This is a genomic window from Oligoflexus sp. (genome assembly GCF_035638955.1).
Classification (GTDB): domain Bacteria; phylum Bdellovibrionota_B; class Oligoflexia; order Oligoflexales; family Oligoflexaceae; genus Oligoflexus.
The window spans coordinates 24,954-50,778 of the sequence record NZ_DASQYZ010000287.1 but is presented as its reverse complement, the minus strand read 5'-3'; the positions used below and the strand labels follow the sequence as shown (position 1 = coordinate 50,778).

Annotated in this window: 21 protein-coding genes; 12 read left to right on the top strand and 9 right to left on the bottom strand. The window is 53.4% G+C overall.

The window, feature by feature from the left end:
- Positions 1 to 5: 5 nt before the first annotated feature.
- From VE954_RS26420 to VE954_RS26400, 5 genes are all read left to right on the top strand, one after another.
- The gene (locus VE954_RS26420) at positions 6 to 566 is read left to right on the top strand and encodes an alpha/beta hydrolase family esterase (protein ID WP_324958516.1); all 561 of its coding nucleotides are present in this window, start codon (positions 6 to 8) and stop codon (positions 564 to 566) included.
- Positions 567 to 664: 98 nt separating this feature from the next.
- Positions 665 to 1,483, top strand: coding sequence for a hypothetical protein (locus VE954_RS26415; protein WP_324958513.1), 819 nt, complete (start codon positions 665 to 667; stop codon positions 1,481 to 1,483).
- Positions 1,484 to 1,928: 445 nt separating this feature from the next.
- Complete coding sequence (locus VE954_RS26410) at positions 1,929 to 3,167, top strand: efflux RND transporter periplasmic adaptor subunit (RefSeq protein WP_324958511.1); 1,239 nt, start codon at positions 1,929 to 1,931, stop codon at positions 3,165 to 3,167.
- Positions 3,164 to 5,212 carry an ATP-binding cassette domain-containing protein gene (locus VE954_RS26405; RefSeq protein ID WP_324958509.1) on the top strand — a complete coding sequence of 683 codons (2,049 nt, stop codon included), beginning with the start codon at positions 3,164 to 3,166 and terminating at the stop codon, positions 5,210 to 5,212. Before VE954_RS26410 ends, VE954_RS26405 begins: the two co-directional genes overlap by 4 nt.
- Positions 5,213 to 5,214: 2 nt before the next feature.
- On the top strand, positions 5,215 to 6,645 hold the full coding sequence (locus VE954_RS26400; RefSeq protein ID WP_324958507.1) for a TolC family protein: 1,431 nt from the start codon (positions 5,215 to 5,217) through the stop codon (positions 6,643 to 6,645).
- A 36-nt stretch (positions 6,646 to 6,681) separates the two neighbouring features.
- Here VE954_RS26400 and VE954_RS26395 read toward each other — a convergent pair whose 3' ends face one another.
- Both VE954_RS26395 and VE954_RS26390 read right to left on the bottom strand, forming a co-directional pair.
- Entirely contained in the window at positions 6,682 to 7,194 is a 513-nt protein-coding gene (locus tag VE954_RS26395; RefSeq protein WP_324958505.1) for a peroxiredoxin, read from the bottom strand.
- A complete protein-coding gene (locus tag VE954_RS26390; RefSeq protein WP_324958503.1) occupies positions 7,191 to 8,045 on the bottom strand; it encodes an alpha/beta hydrolase in 855 nt (284 codons plus the stop codon). Before VE954_RS26390 ends, VE954_RS26395 begins: the two co-directional genes overlap by 4 nt.
- 139 nt (positions 8,046 to 8,184) lie before the next feature.
- Between VE954_RS26390 and VE954_RS26385 the strand changes: the two genes are divergently transcribed.
- Complete coding sequence (locus VE954_RS26385; protein WP_324958501.1) at positions 8,185 to 8,808, top strand: hypothetical protein; 624 nt, start codon at positions 8,185 to 8,187, stop codon at positions 8,806 to 8,808.
- On the opposite strand, the gene VE954_RS26380 is transcribed toward VE954_RS26385, so the two are convergent.
- The 4 genes from VE954_RS26380 to VE954_RS26365 are packed head-to-tail and all read right to left on the bottom strand — an operon-like array spanning position 8,805 to position 15,256.
- On the bottom strand, positions 8,805 to 9,104 hold the full coding sequence (locus VE954_RS26380; RefSeq protein ID WP_324958499.1) for a hypothetical protein: 300 nt from the start codon (positions 9,102 to 9,104) through the stop codon (positions 8,805 to 8,807). The genes VE954_RS26385 and VE954_RS26380 overlap by 4 nt on opposite strands.
- Positions 9,105 to 9,123: 19 nt before the next feature.
- A complete protein-coding gene (locus VE954_RS26375; protein WP_324958497.1) occupies positions 9,124 to 10,686 on the bottom strand; it encodes a sensor histidine kinase in 1,563 nt (520 codons plus the stop codon).
- A complete protein-coding gene (locus VE954_RS26370) occupies positions 10,644 to 13,751 on the bottom strand; it encodes an efflux RND transporter permease subunit (protein WP_324958495.1) in 3,108 nt (1,035 codons plus the stop codon). Before VE954_RS26370 ends, VE954_RS26375 begins: the two co-directional genes overlap by 43 nt.
- A complete protein-coding gene (locus VE954_RS26365; protein WP_324958493.1) occupies positions 13,748 to 15,256 on the bottom strand; it encodes a TolC family protein in 1,509 nt (502 codons plus the stop codon). Before VE954_RS26365 ends, VE954_RS26370 begins: the two co-directional genes overlap by 4 nt.
- A gap of 287 nt (positions 15,257 to 15,543) precedes the next feature.
- Between VE954_RS26365 and VE954_RS26360 the strand changes: the two genes are divergently transcribed.
- The 4 genes from VE954_RS26360 (at position 15,544) to VE954_RS26345 (ending at position 20,315) form a co-directional block, all read left to right on the top strand.
- On the top strand, positions 15,544 to 15,924 hold the full coding sequence (locus VE954_RS26360; protein ID WP_324958491.1) for a rhodanese-like domain-containing protein: 381 nt from the start codon (positions 15,544 to 15,546) through the stop codon (positions 15,922 to 15,924).
- Between the two features lie 75 nt (positions 15,925 to 15,999).
- Positions 16,000 to 18,750: a 7TM diverse intracellular signaling domain-containing protein gene (locus VE954_RS26355; RefSeq protein ID WP_324958489.1), complete on the top strand. Its 2,751-nt coding sequence runs from the start codon at positions 16,000 to 16,002 to the stop codon at positions 18,748 to 18,750.
- 234 nt (positions 18,751 to 18,984) lie between these two features.
- A complete protein-coding gene (locus VE954_RS26350; RefSeq protein ID WP_324958487.1) occupies positions 18,985 to 19,995 on the top strand; it encodes a universal stress protein in 1,011 nt (336 codons plus the stop codon).
- On the top strand, positions 19,992 to 20,315 hold the full coding sequence (locus VE954_RS26345) for a hypothetical protein (protein WP_324958485.1): 324 nt from the start codon (positions 19,992 to 19,994) through the stop codon (positions 20,313 to 20,315). The genes VE954_RS26350 and VE954_RS26345 overlap by 4 nt, the downstream gene beginning before the upstream one ends.
- Here VE954_RS26345 and VE954_RS26340 read toward each other — a convergent pair.
- The 3 genes from VE954_RS26340 to VE954_RS26330 form a co-directional block, all read right to left on the bottom strand.
- Positions 20,299 to 20,808 (bottom strand): GNAT family N-acetyltransferase, encoded by a 510-nt coding sequence (locus VE954_RS26340; protein ID WP_324958483.1) that lies wholly within the window; start codon positions 20,806 to 20,808, stop codon positions 20,299 to 20,301. The genes VE954_RS26345 and VE954_RS26340 overlap by 17 nt on opposite strands.
- Positions 20,809 to 20,951: 143 nt before the next feature.
- Positions 20,952 to 21,326 carry a hypothetical protein gene (locus VE954_RS26335; RefSeq protein ID WP_324958481.1) on the bottom strand — a complete coding sequence of 125 codons (375 nt, stop codon included), beginning with the start codon at positions 21,324 to 21,326 and terminating at the stop codon, positions 20,952 to 20,954.
- A 170-nt stretch (positions 21,327 to 21,496) separates the two neighbouring features.
- Positions 21,497 to 22,195: a pirin family protein gene (locus tag VE954_RS26330; RefSeq protein ID WP_324958479.1), complete on the bottom strand. Its 699-nt coding sequence runs from the start codon at positions 22,193 to 22,195 to the stop codon at positions 21,497 to 21,499.
- Positions 22,196 to 22,463: 268 nt separating this feature from the next.
- Here VE954_RS26330 and VE954_RS26325 point away from each other — a divergent pair, with 268 nt between their 5' ends.
- Positions 22,464 to 23,105 carry a hypothetical protein gene (locus tag VE954_RS26325; protein WP_324958477.1) on the top strand — a complete coding sequence of 214 codons (642 nt, stop codon included), beginning with the start codon at positions 22,464 to 22,466 and terminating at the stop codon, positions 23,103 to 23,105.
- Entirely contained in the window at positions 23,102 to 25,756 is a 2,655-nt protein-coding gene (locus tag VE954_RS26320) for a C25 family cysteine peptidase (RefSeq protein ID WP_324958475.1), read from the top strand. The genes VE954_RS26325 and VE954_RS26320 overlap by 4 nt, the downstream gene beginning before the upstream one ends.
- Positions 25,757 to 25,825 lie beyond the last annotated feature (69 nt).

Below are 25,825 nucleotides of genomic sequence, written 5' to 3'. Positions count from 1 at the left end.
GTGGCTTGATTGAGGAGGCGAAGAGCCGCTTTGCCGTCGATCCCGAGCGGATCTATATCATAGGTCACTCCAATGGCGGTTTCATAGCCTATACCATGGCCTGCATTCGGCCGGACCTGATCCGTGGCGTCGTATCCATCGCCGGGACCACTTACGTTACGGCCGAAGAGTGCAAAAATCCGGCGCCAACCAATATTCTCCACATTCATGGCGACCTGGATCCCACCGTTGGTTATGAAAGCCTGAACCGTTCGCCTGGAGCGCTGACAACGGTCGGCCGGTGGGCTACGATCAACGGTTGTCAAACCCGGACCGATCAAGCCGATGCTCTGGATCTTGTCCGCGTAAAATGGGAAGTGGGCGTGGATCAGCACGGTAAGCCGGCGCTGGATGGCAAGTTCCTGGATTTCGTCTCCCTCGATTTTAAGAAAGAGACGGATACCTCGATTTGGTCGGACTGCACGGGGGACAGCCGCGTGGAGCTTTGGAAAGTGAAAGGCAGCAAGCATGTGCCTTCATTCTGGGGAACCGGCGTCATCGAACAGGCCCTGAACTTTGTACGTTAAGGCGTCCGGGGGCGGTTCAGCCCCCAACTGGCCTTTGTCAGTTGACGCTCCTCCGTCACTCTTCTAAGCTGGAAAGCAAGGCTTAAAGGGAGTGGTGAATGAAACTTGTTCAGGTTTCCGTGCTCGTCAGTTTGTTGGGAATGACCGCCTGCAAAACCAGCCAGTTCCGTGGCAAAGCCATCGAAGCGGAAAAGGCCGCGGAAGAGGCCGGCGTAACCACGACCACGCCCAAGGTCACGACGACCAATCAGACGGCTAATGTCCCCGTCACCTCCACCGTCATCGACACTTCAACCACCGATTTGCAGCTCAATCAAAGCTGTGACAAACCCGTGCAGCTCCTGATGGCTCAAGTGAAGCTGAGCTTCCCCGAAAGCAAAAAATGCGAGTTCAATAAGGATCCCAACAAGGAACCGAAAGAGGCTTTTTTGCAGGCTCATAAGGTTTCGACTCTGCCCATGAAACTGCCTGAAGGCAGCGAAATTTGCAGCATGACCTTGGAGTCACCGGCCGCTACCAAGCTGCAGTATGACGACTTCATGATATTGACGATCGATGATTTCGTGATTTTTTCCAGCAATAAGGACATCGTGCCGAAGCTGGCTCAAATCAATGGTCTTTATAAGTGGGATTTTCTGAAGGTGCGGGAGATGCCTGTTGATTTCAAAGCGCTGCCCTACTGCATCGGTGCCATGGAGCGCTGTATGTTTCCCGGCACGGACACCGAGGGGCCGGTGCTTTTGAAACTGAACTATACTGAGATTGCGGGCATTACCAAGGCCATTCAGGGCAAGGTTCAGGTGCCTGTTGATATTGTGACGACCGGCGATAACGATGATTCCGATGATAAGATGGATTGCTTTCATACGGCATTGGATCTCACCGTAACACTGAATTACATCAAGAAGCCCAAGTGAGTGGAGAAGCTCAGGCCTAAAGGCCTGAGCTTCTGAAGGCTTGAGTTTGAGAAGGAGCCCCTGTATGCGAGACCTCCTGCGAATGGCCTTTTGCATCACCTGCTCCTGGCTCATGCTGGGATGCCAGTCGACCCCTCAGAAAGGCAAGGGCATCGCCGAGAGCTGCTATCAGCCTCTTTATTGGCCATCAGAGGCCTGCCCTCCTGGCAAAAAATAGCAATCCCAGCCCATCCAATTTGCTCAGTGTGAATGGTCCGGTATTCGCCGTGAACACTTGAGGACGCTCGCCACAACTCGTGGATGAATTTCCCAGAGATTTCTGCAATATTCCCCCCAACAGTTTGGTCAATTCTCATGTTGAGTCAGGTAAACCTGTCACAATCAGGATTTCCGACCGCGGATGACGAAAGTCTTCTTTCTTTTTCACTATTTAAGGATGAGCAGCATGACAAGCAAAGCGTTCAAGGCGCGCAGGTTCAGCCGTCGCCAGGTAGTACTGGCCGCTGTGGGCCTCCTGGTCCTCGTGATAGCAGGAATCAGCTGGAAGCGTTTGCAGTCGGACACTCAGAACACATCCAAGCTCTTTAAAGTACAAAGAAAGAACATAGCTCAGTCGCTGCAGCTTTCGGGCAAGATCTTCCCCGAAAAGACCATGGTAATCACGGCGCAGCAATCCGGACGAATTGTAGCCCTGGACGTCAAAGAAGGCGCCAAGGTCGAGCCCAACGATCTGCTATTCACCATGCAGCTGGAAGCAGCAGGTCAAACCGAACTTATGGATCTGCGGGCACGTGTGCGCGCCCTGGAATATGAAGTCGGATCGGCATCGAAACTGGTGAAAAATAAATCGCTGGTTAAAGAACTCATCGGTGTGGATCAGGTCGCTCGTGAAGAAAGCGATCTGCAGAAAATGCGACTGGAGCTGGACTCAGCCCGCGAACGCCTCAGTATTATGGAATCCAATCTGGGTCTTTCACAGGCGGCTCCCAAGGCCCGCAACTCGGCTGGGACTAGCGGTCTTGTTTATGTCCGCTCACCGATTCAAGGGATTGTGACCCTCGTGGACAAAAGGCCTGGTGACTTTGTTATGGGTGGCGCCGGGATGAGCGCGGGCGTTTCCGAAGTTGGCGGCAGCAACGATCGCATGGTGATGGTGGTTGCGGATATGTCCAAACTTCAGGTCCGCATCAAAGTCATGGAAGCCGATCTGCGATTTGTCAAACAAGGCCTGCCGGTCAAGGTCCGATTGGATGCCTATCCGGATATTGCCTACGATGGCGAAGTGGAACAAATCGGTGGCCAGGGTCGGGCGGAAACCAAAGCCGGTTACACCTATTTTGATGTCTATGTTGGAGTCAATCAAAAGGACGCGCGCCTGCTTCCCGAGATGAATGCCACCGTTGATCTGATTTTTGCCGAACAGGAAAACGCCCTCACCCTTCCCGTTTCCTGTGTTTTGATGCTGCCCACGCAATCTTATGTGCGGCTGCAGGATTCCAAGAATCCACAGGGCTTCCGCTACGCTCCCGTGCAAACCGGAGCCATCAACGCTATTGACGTCCAAATCGTTTCGGGTCTGAAAGAAGGTGATGAAGTCATGGAAATCGACTTCGCCTCGCCCCAGATTTTTGAAGTGGCTGAAGGCCCTGGCAAAACCGCAAAGAATGAGGCGGTGAAGCAGTGAAAGAACAAGGGACGCTCATCGATATTCACAGTCTTTCCTATCGTTATGGACGTGATGCAGCGGCTTTTCTAGCACTTAAAAATATTTCGCTGCAGATCAAACAAGGCGAATTCGTGGCCATCACCGGAGCTTCCGGCTCGGGTAAATCCACGCTCATGAACCTTCTGGGCACGCTGGCTACGGCGCAGGACGGGGTGTTTGCCATTGAAGGTGAAAACACCGCTCATTTGCATCCGGATGCTCTGGCCTCGCTGCGCAATCGCACCATCGGTTTCGTCTTCCAGCAGTTTCATCTGCTGCCGCGTCTGACCATTCTGGAAAACGTGATGCTGCCGCTGAATTACATGCAGCCGCGTCCCGATGCGGACGAGCGAGCCCGCTATCAGCAACGGGCGATGGAACTCCTGGGTCGCCTGGGCATCCAGGATCAGGCGCTCAAGCTACCGACCAATTTGAGCGGTGGGCAAAAGCAAAGAGCGGCGATCGCTCGATCCTTGCTGCTGGATCCAGCGGTTATTCTCGCCGATGAACCCACCGGGGCTTTGGACTCGCACAGTTCATCCGAAGTCATGAAAATCTTTGCGCAGCTCCATGCCGAAGGCCGGACTGTTATTTTGATCACCCACGATCCCGAGGTCACGCGTGCCGCCAAACGCCGCATTGAACTCAAGGACGGAACGGTGGTCGGCGATCACGAACAACCGGGTTTGACGGCGGAGACGACGAGTCTGCCGAAACCATCAACGACAGAACTGCCCAAGCCGGGCTGGTTGTCCAACTGGCAATCCCTGGCCCCTTTGCGTCAGGCATGGCAGGCTCTGGTGTCATCCAAACTGCGAACGGCTTTGACCTGCCTGGGTTTGATCATTGGCGTGACCTCGATCACGACCATGCTGACCCTCGGGTCGGCGGCGCAGGACGTGATTCTGAAAATTTTCGATCGCTCCGGTGCGGATCGTATTTATATAGGTCTCGATTACCAGGCGTCGCGAACCAACTCCAATGGCTATTGGCAGGGTCTGCACATCGACCAGGATCTGCCGAGCATGCAAGCGACCTTTGCCGCTTACGGCCGCATTTCCATGCTGTGGGGCGATTTCAATCAGAATGCTGTGGTAGGCGGTGTGTCCACCGAGGTGAAAATCGATAGCATGGGCAACCATCACGATTTCATCGACCAGGGTCTCAAGATCACCAAAGGCCGCATGTTTGCGCCGCATGAAATGGAAAGTGCGGGAGCTGTCGCTCTGGTGGGTTCCGACTTCGCGCAATCCATGTTTCCCAAACAATACCCGGGACGTTATACCAATCCGCAGTTTCCGATTGGTGAAGTGATCTCACTTCGCGGACGCTTGCAGACAGCCGTGACCATCATTGGGGTCATGGGCAAACGCGATACGACCTTCAGTGAAAAGGACATCAATGCCCGGATGTTCGTACCGCTTTCACTTTTGATGCATTACACCACTGAAAAACGCAGCACCTGGATATCCGTGGTGCCAAAGCCCGGTGTTTCTCATCGCTGGCTGGCGGATTCCGTGGTGCATTACCTGAAGTTGAAAACGGCGATGAAATATCCGTTCCGCGCCGAGGTCCCTGAAGAAACCATAGGCCAGATCATGCTGTTCATCACCATCTTCCAGGCTCTGACCACCTTGATAGGCGGTCTGTGCATTCTGGTGGGCGGCATCGGCATCATGAATATCATGCTGGTGACAATTGCGGAAAGGATCAAGGAAATCGGTCTGCGCAAGGCCCTCGGTGCGACAGGTCACGATATTGTACGGCAGTTCCTGGTGGAGTGCATGCTCCTTTGCGTTGTGTCCGGGGTGGTGGGAACCGTGATCGGGGCCGTGTTCTGTAACGTGGTCGCCCTGGTCGGACATGCGGCCCTGCCTGAAGTTATCCCGCGGCAGCTGCTTTTGAATCCCTTGGGTTTAATCCTCGGATTAGGCACAGCCGTGTTCTGTGGTATGACGTTCGGCATGATGCCGGCATTGCGAGCCTCGAAACTGGATCCTAGTGAAGCTTTGCGGAGTGAATAAAAATGACCTCTCTTTCGTCTTATTCCATAGCGGCGGTCTTTCTTTTGGCCGCCTTTCAAACCAGGTCTCTGAGCGCGGACACCAAACGCATGCAGGACGTGGCAACGCTGCTCGGTATTGAGAGCGCCAATGGCAGCCCGGCCTCCAAAGAAGCCGAAGCCGCCGTGGCTCGTTTGGTGGACCGGGGACTCAAATCGCACCCGAATCTGCAGACCCGGGAAGCCGAACTTCAGGCCAGTCGTGCTCGGGTGGATGCGGCTCAGGGCACTTACCAGCCCAAGCTGCAGATCAGTGCCAACGCGGTGCGGCAGCAGATTGAAGATCTGAAAACTGACGTAAAATCACGACGGGACAGCCATGACATCAATCTGGTTCTAAGAGAAAATCTTTGGCGCGGAGGACAGGATGCCGGACAAGTCGACCTTGCGAGACAAGACCAGTCTCTTGCTGAAATACGAAACGTTTATGAAGGAGAAGGGCTATCTTTTCGTATCGCTCGAGTATCTCTTGATTATAATTTCCGCTTTTTTAGACAGTTGATTGATGAAGCATCCCTGGTCGATGCTGTGGAACTTCGGTCGTTGGCCGACCGAAAATTTAATGCAGGTCAGGTGGGAAAAATCGATCTTCATTTGACCGGTATGCGGGAAAGTGGATCCCGGGCAGCGGCGGCGCGAGCTGCGATTGAAACCAGGCAGGCGTACCTTGAACTCTTGAGCGCTTTGGGGCCGCAGGAACCATCTGAGGCGCTCACCCAGGACATTCAGGCTCTTACCAAATCAGCTCTGCCTATTCCATCCGCACTGCCTGAGCTCAAGGATATTCAGACGCCAACCCTGAACGAGCAAAATTCCCTGATTGTGCAGAAGCGGGCTGAAATAACCCTGGATCAAGGCTACCGCGGACGTTACCTGCCCCAGATTGATCTGGTCGGAACCGTGGGCCGGAACAATGCCAGCAGCTGGCTTATGGAGAATGACGATCAAAAAGCCAACAGCAGGTCGATGGACAGCACGGTGCAGCTCCAGTTCTCGTGGAACCTTTGGGATCGCACGCAGGACTATCTGATTCGGGCCGCAGCGGCTGAAAAAAATGCCGCGACCAGCGAAGTGAACGCCGTTCGGCACGAAGCGAATATGGAAGTTCAGAGCTTAAAGGCTTATATCGTCGACCTGCATAAGTCGCTCAGCATTTCCCGGGACGCCTACCGCCAGGCAGGTGAGCTGTATGATGCGCAGCGAAAACTCTATGAAGCCGGTGTCATCGGGATTCAGCCCCTGATGGATGCCGAGCGCGAGAAACGTGATGCCATTGGCACCTGGCACCAAAGCGTCCATGAGCTGCAGCTCAGCCTTCTGCGCTGGCAGGCCCTGCAGAAGGGTTACCTGACATCAGGTTCCATCCCGTCCAGTGAAGTGGCTCGCAACAATTAAGATGAGACCCGCGATGCCAGGCGCGGGTCCCGACTGTCACTTCTTTTTCAGCGCCGCAATCTGGTCAGCGATTTTTTCGGAATCCACGACCGGATCCACATCCTTATCGATTGCGGCAATTTTCAATTCAGGATTGACGATAAAGGTCCAACGGTTGGACATATTCGCCGCGGGCATCTTTGCGCCATACTGCTCAATGATTTTGGCCTCAGGATCGGCCAGCAAAGCAAAATTTAAACGCTGGGATTTGTGAAAGCTCGCATGCTTTTCCACGGTATCCGCGCTGATCCCATAGACCTCTGCACTTTGCGCCCGAATCTTTTTGATGTTATCGCGAAACGCACAGGCCTGCTTGGTGCAGCCGGGGGTATCATCTTTCGGATAGAAATACAGCACGGTCCATTGACCCGCGCGCGATTTCAACTCAAAATCCTTGCCTTCATGGGTCTTCAAAGTGAAGTTCGGAGCTGGATCGTTGACCTTAAGCTCCGCAGCCTGCGCGACCGAAAAAGAAGACACCAAAGCCAGACCGGTCAGCCAACGTTTCATACAACCTCCAATTTTAAAAAGCGCCGCATGGCCTGGGCCACCGGCTCGGGATCATCCATGTGTAAATGATGTCCGCCATCCAAAATTACCGTTTCCAACCTGGGGACGCGCTGTTTGCGTGTGCGCGTCAGCTCATTATCAGGAATGATGGACTGTCGGGCTTCGATGTAAAGGGTAGGCGCCGTGATGCCTTCCAGATAAGCCAAGGTCTGTGCCTCGCTGAATTGATAACGTGACGGTAATTTCAAGCGTGGATCATGCTTCCAGCCCACGCCCTGGCCACGCACCTCGGCCCCGCGCTCGGCGAGAGTTTGGGCGCTGGACATGGTCAAAGGTCCATTTTTATGCCGAGCCCGCACAGCCTCGTCCCAGTTCTCATAGATGGAATTGCGCAGACGACCCTGCTGGATCCAGCTCTGAATATAAGCTCGCATCTTCTGCGGCGCTTCCTGTTCAGGCGTGCTGAAGGGCCCAAGGCCCTCGATAAGAATGAGCTGGGGAATCCTTTCGGGAAAGACACCGGCATACAAACTCGATATGACCGCGCCCATCGAATGACCGAGGAGGATATCAGGAGCCTCGTCCAAAGCCTCCATCAGTTCATGAACCCACACCAGGTAGTTATGAAAATCGTAGGCCACACCCTCGGGAAGCGCACTGGAATGGCCGTGTCCTGGCAGGTCGAAAGCCATGATGTTGACTTCAGGGAGCAGTTCGGACAAAGGCCGGAAGCTGTAGCAGTTATCCAGCCAACCATGCAGGGCTACCGCGCGTCGCGACGCGTAAGGGTTGGACTGAAAACCATGCATTTCAAGCCGTGAATGGGGCAGTTTGATCTGAATTGGAACCATGAATTGTCCTGAACAAAAGGGGCATGGATGCAACGGTCGTCGCCCATTATGTCCATATCTTCACAAACCTGCATTGAATTTTTTTTTGAAATCAGCAAGATTGTGTCGTTTGTCATTCCAAGGAAGGAATGGGAGTCACATGAAGAATTGGTATATGGACTGGGTGTTTGGCACCATCTCCGGTATTTCGATTATGGCGGCAAAAGGCCTGCCGCGAACTCTTGAAGAGGCCGCCCTGTGGCTGGGTTATGCGGCTTTCTTTGCTTACTGCTGCCGCTATCTCAACCCCGACCTGGATGTCCGTGGCAATCGCTGCGGCCTTCGTACAGCGCCTCTAGGATTTCTCACGCACGGTTTAAAAAAGCTGCGCCTGCGGCTGCTCCTGGGGCTCATCAAACCCTTGCAGTACGTGCTGAACATCCTGCACAACATGATTTGGGCGCCGTTTGGCTATTTCTTCACCCACCGAGGCATTCTGCATTGGCCACTGATCGGCACCTGGCTCAAAGCATCCTGGCTGTTTCTTTTAGTGGCGCCCTGGCTCCATTATGAGGGTTATGCACTTGTTGACGTTTATAAGAATGTGATCCTCTCACCCTGGTATTTGATCTGGACGTTCGCCGACCTTTCCCACATTGTCAGCGACATCCTGATTGCCAAGATTCAAAAACGCAAAGCCTTCGTCCCACCGGCATTTATTGCGCCGCGGGGTTGGATTATGAAGGTTTTGGGTCTGAAATCGAGTCGATGGTTTGCGATCTAGCGGATCATGCGCAGAATGTGCCAGCCAAAAAAGGCGCCGGGCAGGAGAGCCGAATAGATAATTTCCAAAAGGAACACGGGGACGGAGCGCGGCGTTTTCATGCTGCCCCAGGCGATATTCCAAAAATTGATCAGGGCCACGGGACCAGCAACCATAGCCACGACCAACATGCCAACGGCCGCATAAGGGGGCTGTCCTGTCTGTCCACTGGGCGTCCTGGCCCAAAGCCAAACACCGAGTCCAGCAGCATAAAGAAGGGTGGCGCGGGTTATTGAGGGTCCATGAATTTTTGCCAAGGGCTATCCTTTCCCAGTTTTAAGACGCCTTCCGGGTCTTCTGGTGTTCCAACGGCAACTCGATCACAAAACAGGTATTGAACTTCTGTTTATCGAGATAGAGCCGCCCTCGATGCTGTTCGACGATACCAAGACTCATACTCAGGCCGAGGCCCGTGCCTTTGCCCACTTCCTTGGTCGTGAAGAAAGGCTCGAAGATTTTGGTCGCCACAGCGTCGGGAATACCTTCACCGCAGTCGATGACTTCAATTCGCACGCGTTCGTGATCGCCGTGTCCAGCCACTCGAATCCAGGGATCAGCACGATCCTGATCGACTATCGCATCGATCGCATTATTGATCAGGTTAATCAGCACCTGCGCAATTTGAACCTGACTGCATTCCACCCGCAAAAGTTCATCCAGCTCCTCGACGTCCACTTCAAAGCGAATGCCGTGATTTTCAGCCAAGGGTTGCGTGATCGAAACCACCTGATCGATGAGCTTGGAAAGGCTGATCAATTCAAAAATCTCCTGATCGCCCTTCCGGGAGAACATCAGAAGACTGGATACGATACGAGCGATGCGATTGGTGTTCTTGTCAATCACCAGAGAGGCCCGGTGCAGGACTTCACGGTCCATGATCCCCTGCCCCAACTGGTCGACCAGGATATCGTTGTAGCCTTTGATGATGTGCAGTGGGTTATTGATTTCGTGAGCGATGCCGCCGGCCATCTCCCCTAGCGTGGCCAGTTTCACAACGTTGCTGGCGATCGCACGCTGATCGCGCACTTCCTGATCCTTGAGGTGAAACTGCTGCTGCATACGCGAGTTAAAATAGTGCAAGCGTGTGGACAGGGTATTGACCGTATCCACCATGGCATCCAGTTCATCAGGGCGCCGCGGAGGAACACGGTCCAAGGCCAAGGGGTCCCCAGCCTGATCCGCTTGGAAATCATAGATACCGAGATATTCCACGATCCGCTTCATATGCTGCGTGACGAGGACCTGGAAGATCCAGATGATAATAAGGGAAACAATAAGGGTCTTGAGTCCCTGGGTCAGGAAAAAGTAGATGGCCTTGTTCGAGAGCCTCACAAACATATTCCGCTGCGAGGCCTCGACGGAAAGGACACCGATCTGCTGCGTCGGAACCTTGGGATTGAAAAGCGGGTAGATTTTGAGCGTTCGCCGCTCGTTGAAAATCTTTTCCAGCCCCACGTAGCTGAGGACAGCCCCTTGGGCAGGATCCGCATAGGCCTCGGCATAGACCTTGCCGTCCTCGCCAAGGACGACAACCTTCATGATGTCACGAATGCCGGTGATGCCATTGATCTGTGTTTTGACCGATTCCACATCGAAATCATAGAGGGACTCGGTGATATTTTTCACGCTGCTATGCTGAATACTCTCAAACGTGGCCTCAAGGCTGCTCACTTCCACACGATAGTCCATGTAGAAGGAAATCGCGGTAAAAAGAGTCGTCAAAGCCGAACTCGCCACCAGGATGGTGATGACGAGCCGTCTCTGGAGAGATCGACTGTATTTCCGCTCTTCTGCCATCAGCTCGCCATAAATATTTTCTTCATGAGACCAAGACTCCACACCCGGAATCGATCGATATACGAATACGCGGCTGGAATCACAATCAAGGTCAAAAGTGTCGATGAAATCAAACCACCGATGATCGCCACACCCATACTCGTCCGCTGCGCGGAAGCTTCATTCAAACCGATGGCAATGGGCAACATACCGGCAATCAGCGCAAAGGTGGTCATCAGAATCGGCCGCAGACGCGTTCGACCGGCCAGAATCATGGCCTCGTTGCGTCCCATGCCCTCCAGGACTTTCTGATTGGCAAAGTCAACCAGCAGAATGGAGTTTTTGATCGCCACCCCGAGCAGGAGAATGCAACCGATCATCGAGAACAGATCCAGTGATTTATTGCCCAGATACAGAGCGGCCACGGCCCCGCAGATGGCCAAGGGCAAAACCAACATGATCGTAAGGGGCGTGATGAAGGACTCATAGAGACTCGCCAGAACCAGATAGATGAAGAGCACACCCAGGGTCATGGCGACGATCATATTTTCTTTCATTTCCTGGTAGCTTTCACCCTGACCGACGAACTTGAACGTAATCCCGGGGGGAATCTTCATTTCCTCTTGCAGGATCCTCGCCGTGTCAGTCATGGCCGCATCCAGACCGGCTCCACCAGGCGTGATATCCGCATTCAACTGAATATAACGCATCCGGTTACGGCGGTTGATCGTGGACGGACCTTCGGCTTCCTCATAGCTGGCAAAATCGTTCAAGCGCACGTTGGAAAAATTCATGTTCGGGACGTAGATTTGCGACCATTCCTGCTTCAGATTCCGCTGGTTCTCCTGCATGCGCAGGCGGATATCATACTCCTCGCCATTCAAACGGTACACGGCCGGTGTCACACCTTCAATTTGTCCACGCAGTTCAGCGCCGACACTATTGACCAGCACACCCAGGCGTTGCGCCCGCTTCTGATCGATATGGACCTGAACTTCAGGTTTGCCGGGACGATAGTTGATGTCCACATCCTGCAGCGCGGGATGGGTCTTGATACGATTGAAGAGTTCGCGAGATATGACTTCAATCTGTGCCAGGTCAGCGCCTTCGATGTTCACATTATAAGGACGCATACCAGCCGCGACCAGGTCAATATCCTTGACGATGGGATTGGCACTTTTAAACTTGGATAGCTTTTTGCGGAGCTCATCCTTGAATTCAGACGTGTTGATGTTACGATCCTTACGCGGAACCAGCTCGACAAAATATTCCGCGAAATTACTCTTATTGTTTTTTCCGACTGTCATCGCCGTACGTCTGACTTCGGAGAAATTGCGGACTGTGTTTTCCACTTCCAGGGCCAGCTTCGACATTTCATCCAGACTCGTGCCGGGTGGGGTATCGAGTGTGATCAGGAACTCGCCGAAATCCTGAGGCGTAAGGAACGTTTTAGGCACATACTTGGCCAGACTCATGCAGGCCACGAACACAATGAGCGCACCAATGATGAAGAGTGAGGGCCACCGCACCACGCGATTCAAAAGACCTTCATAGAGGTGCTCCAGCCAATCCTGGAAACGACCAAAGCCGCGCAGCAGAACCCCCATGGTATGGTAATAAACGCCTTTTTTAACTTCCTTATGCGCAGAACCGGCAAGGTAAGCCGACAGCATGGGCGCAATGGTCAAAGCATCGAAGAGACTGATGGCCATCGCAAAGCAAATGGTCAGTCCAAATTCCTTCAGAAACTGACCCACGATCCCCTGGAGGAACGCGATCGGACCGAACACGGCGATAACCGCCAGCGTCGTGGCGACAACCGCCAGCGTCACCTCTGACGTTCCCGTGATCGCAGCCTCGACCGGAGACTTGCCCATTTCGATATGCCGGAAAATATTCTCACGGACCACAATCGCGTCATCCACGAGAAGGCCGACGGCCAGACTCAAAGCCAGAAGGGTCATGATGTTAATGGTAAAACCAAAGATCGCCATCAGGATAAAGGCGCCGAGCAGAGAGTTCGGCAGGGCAAGGCCTGTGATAATCGTGGAACGGCCGTTGGCCAGAAAGAAATACACCACGATAATGGTCAGGATGATACCGATGATGATCGATTCTTCCACATCGGCAATGTTAGCCCGAATCAACTTGCTGCCATCGCGCACGAGTTCGATCTGCGGAGCGCCCGGCTGATCCTTCATCGTGACCGCCAGTTTTTCCATTTTCTTGATGACGCTGTCCACCACCTGCACGGTGTTCGAACCCGACTGACGGTAGACGTTCAGAAAGATGGCCTGCTTGCCATTGAAATAGGTGCGTGTGGTTTCATCCTTCATGTTATCGGTGACCTGAGCCACATCGCGAACCTGAACGGGAACTTCGTTGCCCAGAAAATTCACAACCGTCTTGCTGATTTCATCAAGCGAACGGTATTCACCCAGGGTACGATAAACGATTTCCTTGCCACCTTCGGTCACCTTGCCTGCGGGGATATTCATCCCGGATGCGCCAAGCCTTTGTGCAATCATGTTCACAGAAAGCTCGCGGGCTTTCATCTTCTGGCGGTCGAGCAGAACATGGATCTCGCGTTTACGGCCACCCAGGACTTCCACCAGGCCCACTTGAGCAATCTGTTCAAACAGCGGACGTATATTACGATCCGCTAGATCATAAAGCTGCGTGGGGGGAAGATCGGCAGCCACGGCAATGATCGCGACCGGTTGTTCGGAAGGATCGATACGGCGAATCAAAGGCTCGTCGACCCCATCCGGCAGGCTGCGCCGAATCAAGGCAATTTTGTCTTTGATCTGCTGCTCGGCATACTTGACGTCGGTTTCCAGCGTGAATTCCGCGGAAACCACACTCAGGCCTTCCTGGTTCGTCGAGCCGACGCTTTTCAAGCCTGGAATCGTCGCGATCTGATCTTCCAGTATCTTGGAAACGAGCGTTTCGATTTCCTTGGGGCCAGCGCCTGGATAAACCGTCCAGACCGACACAAAGGGGAAAGTCACGTTCGGGAAGAGGTCCACGCCCAATCTGAAGAAGGACATGCCACCTGCCGCCAGCATCGCCAACACAAGGCAGGTGATAAAGACAGGCCGTTTGATGGATAGACTGGCGAGATTCATGCGGCATCTCCGAAGGACTTGAGTTTGGCTATAATACCAAGGATGTCAGCTTTCGCTTTAATCGTCCCGAGCTGAGCACTGGAATAATCCTGTTCAAAGAGCAGGATCTGATAGGTCGTGGTACGACCGCGTTCGAGGCGGTTCTTCTCATATTCAAGCTTTTGCTTCTGTGCGCTTTCAATTTCGGTGGCCAGGTGCAAACGGGTCTTGGCGTCGCTCAGCTGGCGAACCAAATCCTCCCACTCCTGACGCGCATTGAATTCCTTCTGCTCCCGATCCAATCGCGCCGCTTCACTGGCTTTCACCAGACCACTGCGCTCCCGGTTGATCAGATCCCGATCGAGTGGGGTCGAGAATTTCACGCCGATCACCATGCTGGGCTTGTCGGCCTTGAAAGCATCGGTGGCCGCTGTGCCGAAGGATTCATCCCGTGAGTTGGTGGCATAACTGCCGAACACGGAGACTTCAGGTTTGAATTTTTCGCGCCACTGTTCCACTTCCGAGGCCGCGACTTTTTCCAAGGAGCGAGCGACTTCTATATCAAGACGCTTGATGGCACCGGCAGCCATGGTCATATCACTCAGCATGCGCGAGCTAATGGGCATCACGTCGGCTTCCAGGCGGTCCCCTTGCTGGGAACGCAGGGAATTGAACGTGCGTTGCAGGGAGACGCGGTCGCGTACGGTCAGTTCCAATTCGAAGCGGCGGGCTTTTAAACCCGCTTCCGCCTGCAGAAGATCGGCGCGATCGGCCAGAGACATGTTCACGCGATTTTTAACCCAATCACGAATTTTTTGGAAACGCACCAAGGCGCTTTCCTGAGTCCGAACCGCGTCAGTGGCCAGGGCCAGCTGCCAGTAGATAAACTCCGCTTGAGCGAGCAGGGCCTTGACCTTGTACTGTTCACCCTGTCTTTGCGCAGACAGTTTTGCTTGCGTGGTTTCACGGGTCAGATCATATTCACGGCCCATCCAGTTTTTCCAAAGAGGCTGCACCAGGTCGAGCTGAGCTCGGCCTTCGGACCAGTGCTTGGTGCTATCATCATTCAATCCAACCAGGGGATTCACCACCCCGGGGGCTAGAAAAGGTGGAAAGTTTTCACGCTCGATATCAATCTTGCTGAGGTTATAGGTCAGCTGGGACTGCAAACCGAAACTCCAGGCTTTCTGAACGCCCAGGCTATAGGACAAGGCTTCCATCTTATCGCCTGACAAGGGACTGCTGGGCGGCTTTTCATCCACCGAGCGGGCCACCTGACCAAATACCTGAGGGGTAGTGTTCAAATCGCTGGAATATTCCCTCTGCCGGGTTGCTTCGATAGTGGCGTTGGCGCTTTTCATCGACTGGTTGCTGCTGCGCACCTGGTTGAGGTACTCCTCAAGCGTCAGCGTTCGCGCTTCACCCACGCTCCCCAAATCCAATGACAGCAGCAGGGCCCACAGAGCCAGAAGCACTCGTTCTGTTGGAACGAGTACGATTCCCCGCTTTTTGAAAAACTCGAACATCACGGCCTCCACAAGACGCGCAACTACAGACTTTTAAGCAGACCTTATGACTCAGGATAAACGGCTCTGCGGCCCAAGTCGAATTTTCCAGACGCAGAGTTTCGCATTTCCCCGATAGCTTAACGGACATCGCCTACAGGACTTGAGACATCATGTGTCGATTCAAGACCTTCTGTTCAAAAGCTAGGCAAAACACCCAGTGCAGAACCCTTTGGTGTTTTGACAAGACCATCGGGCTATGAGACCATCGGCGCAGAGTTACCTGCGCATGCCTTAGGAGTTATGCATTGGACCATACCCCAGGATTTCTTAAACTCGTTGCACAAGCCCAAAAGGAAGTGAAGGAAATCGACATCGATGAGGTGGCGAAGCGTTTAAAGTCCAGTAAGGATTTTGTGCTGATCGATGTCCGTGAAGAGTCGGAATGGAAAACCGGCCATCTGCCTGGCGCTATCCATATCTCCAAGGGACTGATTGAACGGGATATAGAAACGAAAATTCCCGATGTCTCAACACCGCTCATTCTTTACTGTGGTGGCGGCTATCGTTCCATTCTTGCCACCCAGAATATTCAGAAAATGGGCTATACCCAGGTCCTTTCCATGACGGGTGGCTTTCGCGGCTGGACCGAGAAAAATTTACCGCTGGTTGAAGACGAAGGACCTTGAGTCCAAAGGGAAAACAGCCGATGCCAAGAGCGAATCCCTGGCATCGGAGGCTTCCTGGTCACACTGGGCTACAGATTGCTCTTGATCCTGCTCCTCGTTCTGCATGGAACGAGCTATGGGCAAACTCTGCAAAAGGGTGTCGCGGATCTGCGTTCCTGGAACCCTGACGAAACTCCCCTCTTGAAACTGCAAGGCGAAACGGAATTCTATTGGCAGCAATGGATTGTCACCGAAGGCCGAACCGCACCACCCGTGCTGATGCACATCCCATCGGGTTGGAATTTTGATCATCCGTTTCCGGCCCATGGGTATGCGAGCTATCGCATCCACGTGATTCTTGATCATCCGCGCGAGCTGCGTTTGATGATTCAAAGCATTTATTCAAGCGCACGCATCTTCGTTGACGGGCGGCTTATCACCACGATCGGACAGTTGGGAAAGACCCCCGAAACGAGTGTGGGAGCCTTGCAAGGAGCCTGGGACTACAGTTTCACACCCAGCCAGGCCGCGTTCGATATCGTCGTCGAAGCGGCCAACTTCGATATCTTTCTAGGTGGCATGATGACGCCGATTTATATGGGAACGCAGGACGGCGTAAGGGCCAACCTTCAGGGTTTGACCGCCTACACGTTCTTCATTGTCGGCACCCTGTTTATCATGAGCCTTTATCATTTTGGCCTGTTTTTCCTGCGACGGACGGACCGGTCCACGCTCTACTACGGACTGCACTGTTTTTTTGTGGGTCTCTATAGCCTGTCAGCTGATCCGGCCGACACTTGGGGCGTGCTCCTGCCCACTGAAATGCCGGTGCGAATTTATTTTTATAATTTTGGCTGGATTGCTTGTATTTCATCCTTCTTTCTTTACACGAAATCCCTGTTCCCTCAAGAAATGTCGTCGCGCCTGGTGAATGGGACCGCGGCTTTTGGCGCCATTTATCTCGGGACCATTGCCTTGCTCCCTGTTCGAACCTACGTGAACAGCACCCAGACCTATCAGCTGGTCGCCCTGATGATTATCTTCTACAGTCTGCTCGTGATCGCCCGAGCCTACCGACGCAAAAGGGATGGCGCTCGGGTGTTTCTCGTGTCCTTTCTGATTCTGTTCGCCATGACCGCGCACGACCTTGTGATGGTACGTGGCTATTATTCGCATATTCCCCTGGCCGGACTTGGTGTCTTTATCTTTACGCTATGCCAGTCCTATTTGATCTCCGCGCGTTTCTCCCATGCGTTTCATCGCGCCGAAACATCGGAAGCCGAGGTCAGGCAGCTGGCCTCCACGCTGGAAGCCAGGGTCGAGGAACAGACGCGAGAAATCCGTTCCATCATGCAATCGATTGAACTGGGCATCTTCGCCATTCATGGTTCAAATCAGGTGATTCATAAGGATTACTCGCAGTATCTGGAAAATATCCTGGAAACGCAAAATCTCGAAGATCAAAAAGCGCTCCCGCTTCTGTTCGCGCAAAGCAATATCTCCGAAGATTTGCAGCATCAGATTCAAAGTGTGGTTCTCACCACTCTGGGTGAAGACGTTTTGAATTTTGAACTGAATAAAGAATCCTTCCCCCGCAGCATGGTGCGTTATACCCGAGACGGCGAAGTTCGCAATTTCGAACTGGGTTGGAACCCCATCATGAATGATGCGGATAAAGTGGATAAACTCCTGGTGAGTGTGAGTGATGTCACCGATCTTCGCAAATGGCAGGAAGAGGCCAGGCATTCGGCAGAAGAACTGAACATGGTCGCCGAAGTCATCAATATTCGCGAAAGCGAATTTCACCGCTTTGTTAAAAGCTCCTGTGAACTTTTGCAGCAGAATATCCTGATCCTGACCCAACCGGATGTCAACGTGCCGATCGCCGAACTCTCCAAAATCGTTCTGATGAATCTGCATACCGTGAAAGGCGCGGCACGGACCTTACAATTCCGGGGTCTCGCCGAACGTATTCATCAGCTGGAGCAAACCACCAGTGATGGCGTGAATCGCGGCCATCTGATGGATGAGCATCAGCTGCTGGTTCGGCACTTGGAAGAATACCAGCGTCTGGCCGTGGAAAAGTTGGGCAGGACAGCCGACAACCAAATTCGTTTGGTCCTGCCTGCGGGTCAGGCCATCAGCGCCTATTCATTCCTTCAGGACTTGCGACAGCGGGCGGAAGCGACGCCGCTTGATCCCCTGCTGGCAGCGCTTCGGCAGCAGCTCTTCACGACTCTGCCCGATCTGATGCGGGAGATCCTGCGCAGTGCCGAATCGCTAGCCCGCGACCTGCGCAAACCCATGCCGGTCATAACCTTGAAAGTTCCTCAACTGCTCGTGGAGAGCAAGGTGGATGAAATGCTCCGTCACATCTTTTTTCATCTGATTCGTAACGCCATGGATCACGGCATCGAGACATCCGAACAGCGTGTCCAAAGAGGCAAATCCCCGGCTGGTCATATCCAGCTGCAAATTGAAGAGGACGGTGCCGACCTCGTCTTCCGGCTCCAGGATGATGGACAAGGGCTCCGCCTCGACAGGATCCAGGCTCTGGCCCAGGAACAGGGGCGGCTCACTTCAACGTTATCCATGGACCCGCAGTCCATAGCCGACATGATGTTCTCGATCGGGGTCAGTACGGCCTCGCACATAACCCAGATTTCAGGCCGAGGCATTGGCATGACAGCGGTCGCCCGCTTTATACAAGAGGCTGGCGGCAGCATCCGGATTCAGCTGCTGTCTCTGGAAGTTAAACCGGGTGAAGGCTATCCCTTTGCCTTGGTCATGCGCCTGCCTCTGCATCGATTCCAACGCCCCTCATCCATCACATATCAAGCCGCTTGAAGACCTCCCGTTCAGCTTGGTCGTATGGGCCAGGTCTGTAGCAAATCGCTCACCGTTTTTTGGGAATTGGTTCGGCTGCCTACATCAAATAGCCATATATAACGGTTTTATGGATGGCCCAGGAATTGCTCCATGAGATGGAGGCCCTAAGACCTGGATGACCCTTCGATGAAGACAGGTGGGTTATGGGAGACCGTGAGACTCTCACGGCCATTCGATAAAGAGAGGTGAGTTATGAAGACTGCGAATTGGAACCCTCGAAGCAAACCGATTGTTGTAGGTGTTTCTTTGGACAAATCCGACGAACCGATGATCCAAAGCGCCTCGGCTTTGGCCCGCAGGCTGGGGAGTCCACTGGAGCTGGTTCATGCCACTCAGCCTATTTTTAACTACATGGGAGCGGGCGACGTCGTCGTGAATCCCTATTATGGCTACGATCGCGTCATCAACGATATGGAAGATGAAGAATCACGCAAAGGCTTGGAAAAGCTGCGCCTGAGTTTGCCCCAGGACCTTCGGATCGGCACTCATGTTCTGCGCGATTATACCTCCGAAGCCCTGACGACCATTGCCTTGGAAGTTCAGGCAGGGCTTATCATGTGTGGGATGAGCAAGCGGGCAGGCCATAACCTTTTCGAAGGCATATCGACCGCTTTCTCGCTGGCGGCGCACGCCGACATCCCTGTACTGATCCTGCCTTCCGGTGTGCCACAGAATTTTGCCGAACGGCCGCGCATTGTGGTCGCAGACAATCTCCAGCTCGAAGGACGTTGCGCGCTTGCAGCCGCGATTCAAATGGCAATATCCATGGAATGCTCTGAGTTTGGCCACGCTCATGTGCATAAGTTGAGCCACGCCGGGGTGCACCACATGGTCGATAAAGTTCGCGCAGCGATGAACCTTGGTAAAATACAGCCCAATCCGGAATTTACGGCTGCCAGCTATACGGAACAGCTCCGCGCAAAAATAAGCGAGGATCTGCGTTCCCGTTTTCAGAATATTCCCGGCGCGCAGGACGTGGCCTCGCGCTACGAAGCCCTGGTCAGCTTCGGTCAACCGGCAGAGGAATTGCAAAAAATCACTCAAAATCGCCGTCCGCAGCTCCTGATTTTTGGTCGTCACCATCTGTTCCATCGTCAACGTTTTTCAATTGGCAAAATCCCGTACGATGCGATGATGGAAGAAGGCGTGGCCACCATGATTGTGCCTGATGCCGGCTCGATAGAGGAAAGGGGGAACGTATGAAGCGCATACTCGCATCATGTTTTCTGATCGGCTGGACCGCGACGGCATGGGGAGCTGAAGAGTTGAAAATTCCGTCCACCGAACAGGCTTCGGAACGGGGCCGATCAGCGTATGCCTCGGAGCAAAAGGCCCGGGAACGGCCGATCCGTTTCGAACAGGATTGCCCGCCGCCTGAAATGGTGGATGTCATCCAAAGTTCGAGCTGGAATACAGTGGAAATGGGGGTGAGCTTTCCATTAGGTGAGGGCCTGGGTCAAGTCAGACCTTACACACGCTACACCTGCCCGTCCCCTGCCCCTGCGGTTAAAGATCGCAGGTGAAGAGCTTGAGTCTCTCCTCGTCTCCGGGAAATTGAATCATCTCCTGGAGCGAAAAACCGATGCCCTGCAGCAATCGGATGGAAGCCTCGTTGTCGAGGCTGGTCACCGCCAGAAGTTTCAAAAGGCCAAGGCTTTGTTTCGCATACTGGAGCGTCGCGACCGCTGCCTCGCGCGCCAGGCCCTGAGACCAGTACGCCGGCAGGAACGCGAAACCTAAATCGGGTCCCGGTAACGTATCCCTTTTCACCAGCCCACAGATGCCCGCAGGTGACGGTGCGCCGTGTAATTCCACGGCGTAAAGACCGTAGCCAAGCCGTTCGTAGTTATCGATGAAACGGGTCTGAATATAGTTCAACGCGCCGGGCACATCGCGAACCCCTCGATCGCCAATAAAACGGTGATAGGACGGTTGATTCATCAAATCCAAAAGGAACGCAGCATCGTATAGAGTCACATGCCTCAGGAAAAGACGCGGGGTTTGTGCAATGACCATGGTTTTAATTCCTTGTGACCAGGACCAGAGGAACGTGGGGCGAGAATAATTCTAAGGTTCGGGGAATTCAAGAGAGGGAAAAAGACAAGAGAGGGAAAAAGACCAGGGGCTTTGTTAGCAACAAAGCCCGAAGTGCAGCCCGATCAGCTGCAGGTCCAGCTCATGCCACGCAGCTTATCCACAAAACCGCTGTAGCTTTCCTTGCACTTTTCAAACTCATGGTTGAACTCCCAGAGTTTGTTTTCTGTGCCAGGCATTTCCGTCTCTTTGTAATAAAGAACCTGACATTTTTGATTGCTCATATCCATTTTTACGCGACGGGTGTTGCCAGAGAGCTTGCACACGGCTTCCATGGCATTGGCTGAAGCGGCAGCCGGTGTTTCAGGATTGACCGCCTCCGTTGGGGCCATGGTTTGCGCGGCAGGCGCGGCGGCTGCGGGTTGAGTCGCAGCGGCGTCAGCAGCCAGGGCTACGCTGGATGCAAAGAGTTGGCAAGCTAATATCAGACTGATTTTCATTGGGTTTCCTCCACCAGTTGGACAGACCAAAAACCATTCGGCGCCTCACCCGCAAATATTCACAGTTTTTTTGAGGCAAGGCCCGTCCAGTGGAGTTCGCCTGTTGTCCCAGGCGATTACAAATCTGATTCGGCCGAAGAATGCGGCGCTTTTTCAAGCGCCATCGCGTCTCATGACAAATCAAAGAGCAAAAATGAGGTGTCGCCTGCATCCGCGGTGATCAGCAGTTCCTTCTCACGGGATATCGCGAGGCCGTCACCCGGCTTTAAACTCTGATCTTTAATAAGAAGACTGCCGCTGATCATTTGCAGCCAGCCGTAACGTTCCGCAGCGAGCGGCAGCTCCAGGGATTCGCCCTTGCCGATTTCGCCGCGATAGATTCTTACATCCTGATGAATATGCACAGGCGCTGTTTCCTGCATCGGTGCGACCAACAGCCGAAGTTTTTCACCTTCCAGATTCTTGACGGCCACCTGCTCATAACTGGGTTCGATGCCGCGTTCCGCCGGTTCAATCCAGATCTGCAAGAGCTCCAGGTCTTCCGTGGCGGAAGGATTGAACTCGCTATGTTTAACGCCGGTCCCGGCGCTCATACGCTGGATTTCTCCTGCTTTCACCAGCTCCTTGTTACCCATACTATCTTTATGCTCGATGGTTCCACGCAGCACCACCGTGATGATTTCCATGTCGGCGTGTCCATGGGTAGGAAAGCCCTGGCCAGGGGCCACGATATCCTGATTGATCACGCGCAGCTGACGAAAACCCATGTGCCGGGGGTCATAGTAGTTAGAAAATGAGAAGCTATGCCAGCTCTTGAGCCATCCGTCATTGGCGAAGCCTCGATCTGAACTTTTTCTTGGTAGCAACATGATCGTTCTCCCTCAGGTTGATCCCTACCTTATCGGTAAAACACGATCTAAATATAGTATAATTATTAGTTTGACATGATCAACTCTATAGATCATGTTGAGGTAGGTAAGCGTAACCATGCTGCTTTGAAGTGTTCTTGAAATGTGCGAATTGAAGAACAGTTTCTACACTGCCTCCATATTTCGCCTTTTATCATATTCGTCTTCAAAGACATATTGAGACCGAACGCCTTCAATCCATCGACACACCTAGGAAAAAGGAATCGACATGCAAGCCCAGCTGTTCATTTCAAGCGCTTTACTTTTTTTCGCGTCCGCTCCCTCATCCATGGCGTGCGGCCCTGAGAGTCCGGATCAGGTGCCCGGACCGCAGTTCAGTGTGCACGACCAGGATGACAAAATTGTGTTGACGTACCGTGACAAAACCGCACACGCAATCTTTGATCATCTTCGTGATCCTGAAGTGAGACGTTTCACCTCGAATTTTTTTCAGATAAAAACTGGCTTTGGTGTCCTCTGTGTCGCCCAGCCTGGTCTGCAGAAGTATGAGTGCTTCCAGGAGTTCCAGAATGATGGCGCCGTTCAGGGTTTCTTTCCTTATGCGCAGGCTTTGAAAAACAGTGCCTACTGGCTCAAACTGAATCTCAAGAGTCCCGCCTTGGAAGCTCTCTATAATAAATTGTCCGATCGGGTGAATATGTTCGTCAATGACGATGGCTCCGTCGCGACCATCAAACAACGGACCGCGATCACTTGCACTAAGCTCGAGCAGCCCGATGCCACGCTGGTGTTTGATTGCAGTCAGCTCCTATCGGGTGGCGGTTTGCCCATCGGCACGGGCTCGGATCCCATGATCGGGTCTGGCACTCATCCTGTCCAGCTTGACGTTGAGGAAGGAGCCAATCCATGAAACACCTCATCCTGCTGGGTTTGTTCCTGGCCGGGACCGCCGGGGCACAATCGGTCAAAAACATTTATTTTCCACCGGTGGAAACGGTGAAGGTACCCTACACCATCTATCTTTCGGCTGAGGGCAACACCAAAGCCTCGGCCGGATCCTGCACGCTGAACCATAAGGGGATTGTGCTGGTTGATCAGAGATTGGAAGGCAAGGATAGCTTCAAACTGAGCGGAACTTTCCACCTCAATGATCGCGTCAAAGCCGTCCAGCTTCGCTGCGAGATCGAGGGTTACGAACCAATTGTGGAATCGGTGGAACTGGTCAACAACAGCATCAAAACCGAACAGTGTTTTTGCGACCACAAACTGTATCAGGAACCCGTGGTGGACCTGGATCGCGGCATAGCCCACGTTCGTTTGAAAATTCCCACTTTCCGTGAAGAAAAAGTCTGGTTGGGCGGCAAGTCTTTTGTCCAGCTCACGAGCCATCACAGCGACATCGTCAGCAGCAGCTATACGGGCGAACCCCTGCTGCCAGAACTCCCGATGACCAACTTTTATTTTGCCCTGCCGCTCGATGCCCAAGTCACAGGCGTAACCGTCAAGCCGGGCCAGGTCGTGGGTGGTCTGAATTTACCTTTAGTGCCGCTGGCAGAAGAAGGGTCGCCTCAATTTGCAGGGGCCATTCCTCCGCGCTTTGATGACAAGATGTATTTCAGCAGCAAAAATGAAATTCTTGTCGAACGGGATGCCCGATTCCAATCGCTCGTCGATCGCGAACAGAATCTGGTGAAAGTCTCGGTTCCCCTGGTGGATTTTATCGCCAAACAATCCAATATACGATATTACGACGAACTTGATGTCATCGTTAACTTCAAGAGCGCGTCGCGATGCTTTCGGGCTCCGTTCCGCGGGCGCGATGCGGTCGATTTTTATCGATCGCAGCAGCTGGTGGGATTGAATCAGCTGATCCTCAACCCAAACGATGTGCTGGATATTTGCCGCTCGGGTGAGCCCATCCTGCGTCTTCGACGAGACCAGCCGCAGATGGCGCGTGCATCGATTAATTTTGCCGGACCTAATCTCATCATTGTGTCACCCCGAGATTTCCGGGACGCGGCCGAACGCCTCCGTCTGCACAAGGAAACGCTTGGCATTCGGACCGCTGTTCTCGAGTGGGACGGTGGAACGGCTGCAGACCTGAAGGAAAAGCTCGCTTCGGCAGCGCAGGGGTTGCGACCCAATTATATGCAATGGGTGCTGCTCCTGGGCGATGTCGATCGCATCCCAACGTATTATGATGCAGCCCTGGGCGATCCCGCGCTCGGTGATTATGCCCTGAGTGCAGGTGATGTGTACTACACGCAGTTTCCTGATCAACCGGAAAGCTACACGCCATCGCTGGATCCCAAATTCAGCATTGGCCGCATTCCCGTCAAATCGTTGGACGAGCTGCAAAAAGTCATGGACCGCACCATAAATTACGAAAATAATCCACCGACCGTGGATTATTATTATCAGTCGCCAACCATTGCAGCGACTCTGCAGATGACCAATTCTCGCGATACGGGCAGCGCTAATAACTATGCTGAGTTCATGGAGAACAGGATAGCGAAGCGCTATTTCAACGCTGGATTCCGGCCGGAGCGAATTTTCCGCACGGATACGGAAAAGCCTTTGAAACCTGTGAATTGGTCTCCGGCCAAACCCATTGATTATGCGGCTCTGACCGTGGCCAGCCCCGAGCTTTACCCGCAGCTGCTATTCCACATGGAAGGTTCGCAGGATCTGATCGACAATGCCGTCAAGCGCGGTACGAGTATTCTGATCAATCGAGGGCATGCCACCACCCGGCAATGGGCCTGGCCGGGCTTCAGTTACGACACCCAACGTTTTTCCCTGTATCCCACCGATAAACCACCGGTCGTCTTTGCGATTGCCTGTCTGACTGGATTTTTCGACAGCGAAACTATTCATCAGGGTCACATCACGAGTGATCGCAGTGAATTTCAAACGGCCGATCCGAACGGACGATTCATGGCCGAGCAGATGTTACTCGATAGCAACGGCGCGCTTGGGCTGGTGGCCGCCTCGCGCCAGAGTAACTGGACTTATAATAACCGCCTGACCCTGGGCCTGGCGCGTTCATTGATCGATCGAGAGAATAACGGACTGCCGATGAGTCAGCGGCTGGGTGATGTGATGGTGGATGCCAAGGTCTTCGCTAAAAAAATCACGGGTTCCATCGAGGAAGCCAAACTTTTGGAAAGCACCAACCGGCATCATCTCCTGGTATACAACCTGCTCGGCGATCCGTCGGTCGAGATTCGCCAGGCAGCCCCCATGCGGATCCAGGGACGCCCGTCCTTGAATTATAATGATGAACAAAAGACCTTGCGCGTGCGCTTTAAAATGGAAGCCCTGAGCTGTCCCGGCTGCGATCTTTCGCTGCAGAAGGACCAGCCGATCGCTGTGTTGATGGACGCGAAAAACCAGGTCATTCACCGCGCGCTGGCAACACCCGTCGTGAGCGAATCCGGCGAAAATCGGGAGCTCGTCCTGAACGGCGTGACGAATTACTGGGGCAACTCTTTTAGAATTTATATTAGCAACGCCGGCTTGATTCCTTACCAGCAGGTGATCGACAATCGTATCCAATGATCGATGTGATCTCAGCGTAACTGGGTGACCGGTGCAGGCCGGTTGCCCAAAAATTCCTCACAGTGATTC

Coding starts and splice junctions, on each gene's coding strand:
- VE954_RS26390 (WP_324958503.1), bottom strand. CDS start 8,045: ATGGTTCCAATTCAGATCAAACTGCCCCATTCACGGCTTGAAATGCAT.
- VE954_RS26350 (WP_324958487.1), top strand. CDS start 18,985: ATGAAGACTGCGAATTGGAACCCTCGAAGCAAACCGATTGTTGTAGGT.
- VE954_RS26345 (WP_324958485.1), top strand. CDS start 19,992: ATGAAGCGCATACTCGCATCATGTTTTCTGATCGGCTGGACCGCGACG.
- VE954_RS26325 (WP_324958477.1), top strand. CDS start 22,464: ATGCAAGCCCAGCTGTTCATTTCAAGCGCTTTACTTTTTTTCGCGTCC.
- VE954_RS26320 (WP_324958475.1), top strand. CDS start 23,102: ATGAAACACCTCATCCTGCTGGGTTTGTTCCTGGCCGGGACCGCCGGG.
- VE954_RS26335 (WP_324958481.1), bottom strand. CDS start 21,326: ATGAAAATCAGTCTGATATTAGCTTGCCAACTCTTTGCATCCAGCGTA.
- VE954_RS26365 (WP_324958493.1), bottom strand. CDS start 15,256: ATGTTCGAGTTTTTCAAAAAGCGGGGAATCGTACTCGTTCCAACAGAA.
- VE954_RS26340 (WP_324958483.1), bottom strand. CDS start 20,808: ATGGTCATTGCACAAACCCCGCGTCTTTTCCTGAGGCATGTGACTCTA.
- VE954_RS26385 (WP_324958501.1), top strand. CDS start 8,185: ATGAAGAATTGGTATATGGACTGGGTGTTTGGCACCATCTCCGGTATT.
- VE954_RS26330 (WP_324958479.1), bottom strand. CDS start 22,195: ATGTTGCTACCAAGAAAAAGTTCAGATCGAGGCTTCGCCAATGACGGA.
- VE954_RS26370 (WP_324958495.1), bottom strand. CDS start 13,751: ATGAATCTCGCCAGTCTATCCATCAAACGGCCTGTCTTTATCACCTGC.
- VE954_RS26415 (WP_324958513.1), top strand. CDS start 665: ATGAAACTTGTTCAGGTTTCCGTGCTCGTCAGTTTGTTGGGAATGACC.
- VE954_RS26410 (WP_324958511.1), top strand. CDS start 1,929: ATGACAAGCAAAGCGTTCAAGGCGCGCAGGTTCAGCCGTCGCCAGGTA.
- VE954_RS26400 (WP_324958507.1), top strand. CDS start 5,215: ATGACCTCTCTTTCGTCTTATTCCATAGCGGCGGTCTTTCTTTTGGCC.
- VE954_RS26395 (WP_324958505.1), bottom strand. CDS start 7,194: ATGAAACGTTGGCTGACCGGTCTGGCTTTGGTGTCTTCTTTTTCGGTC.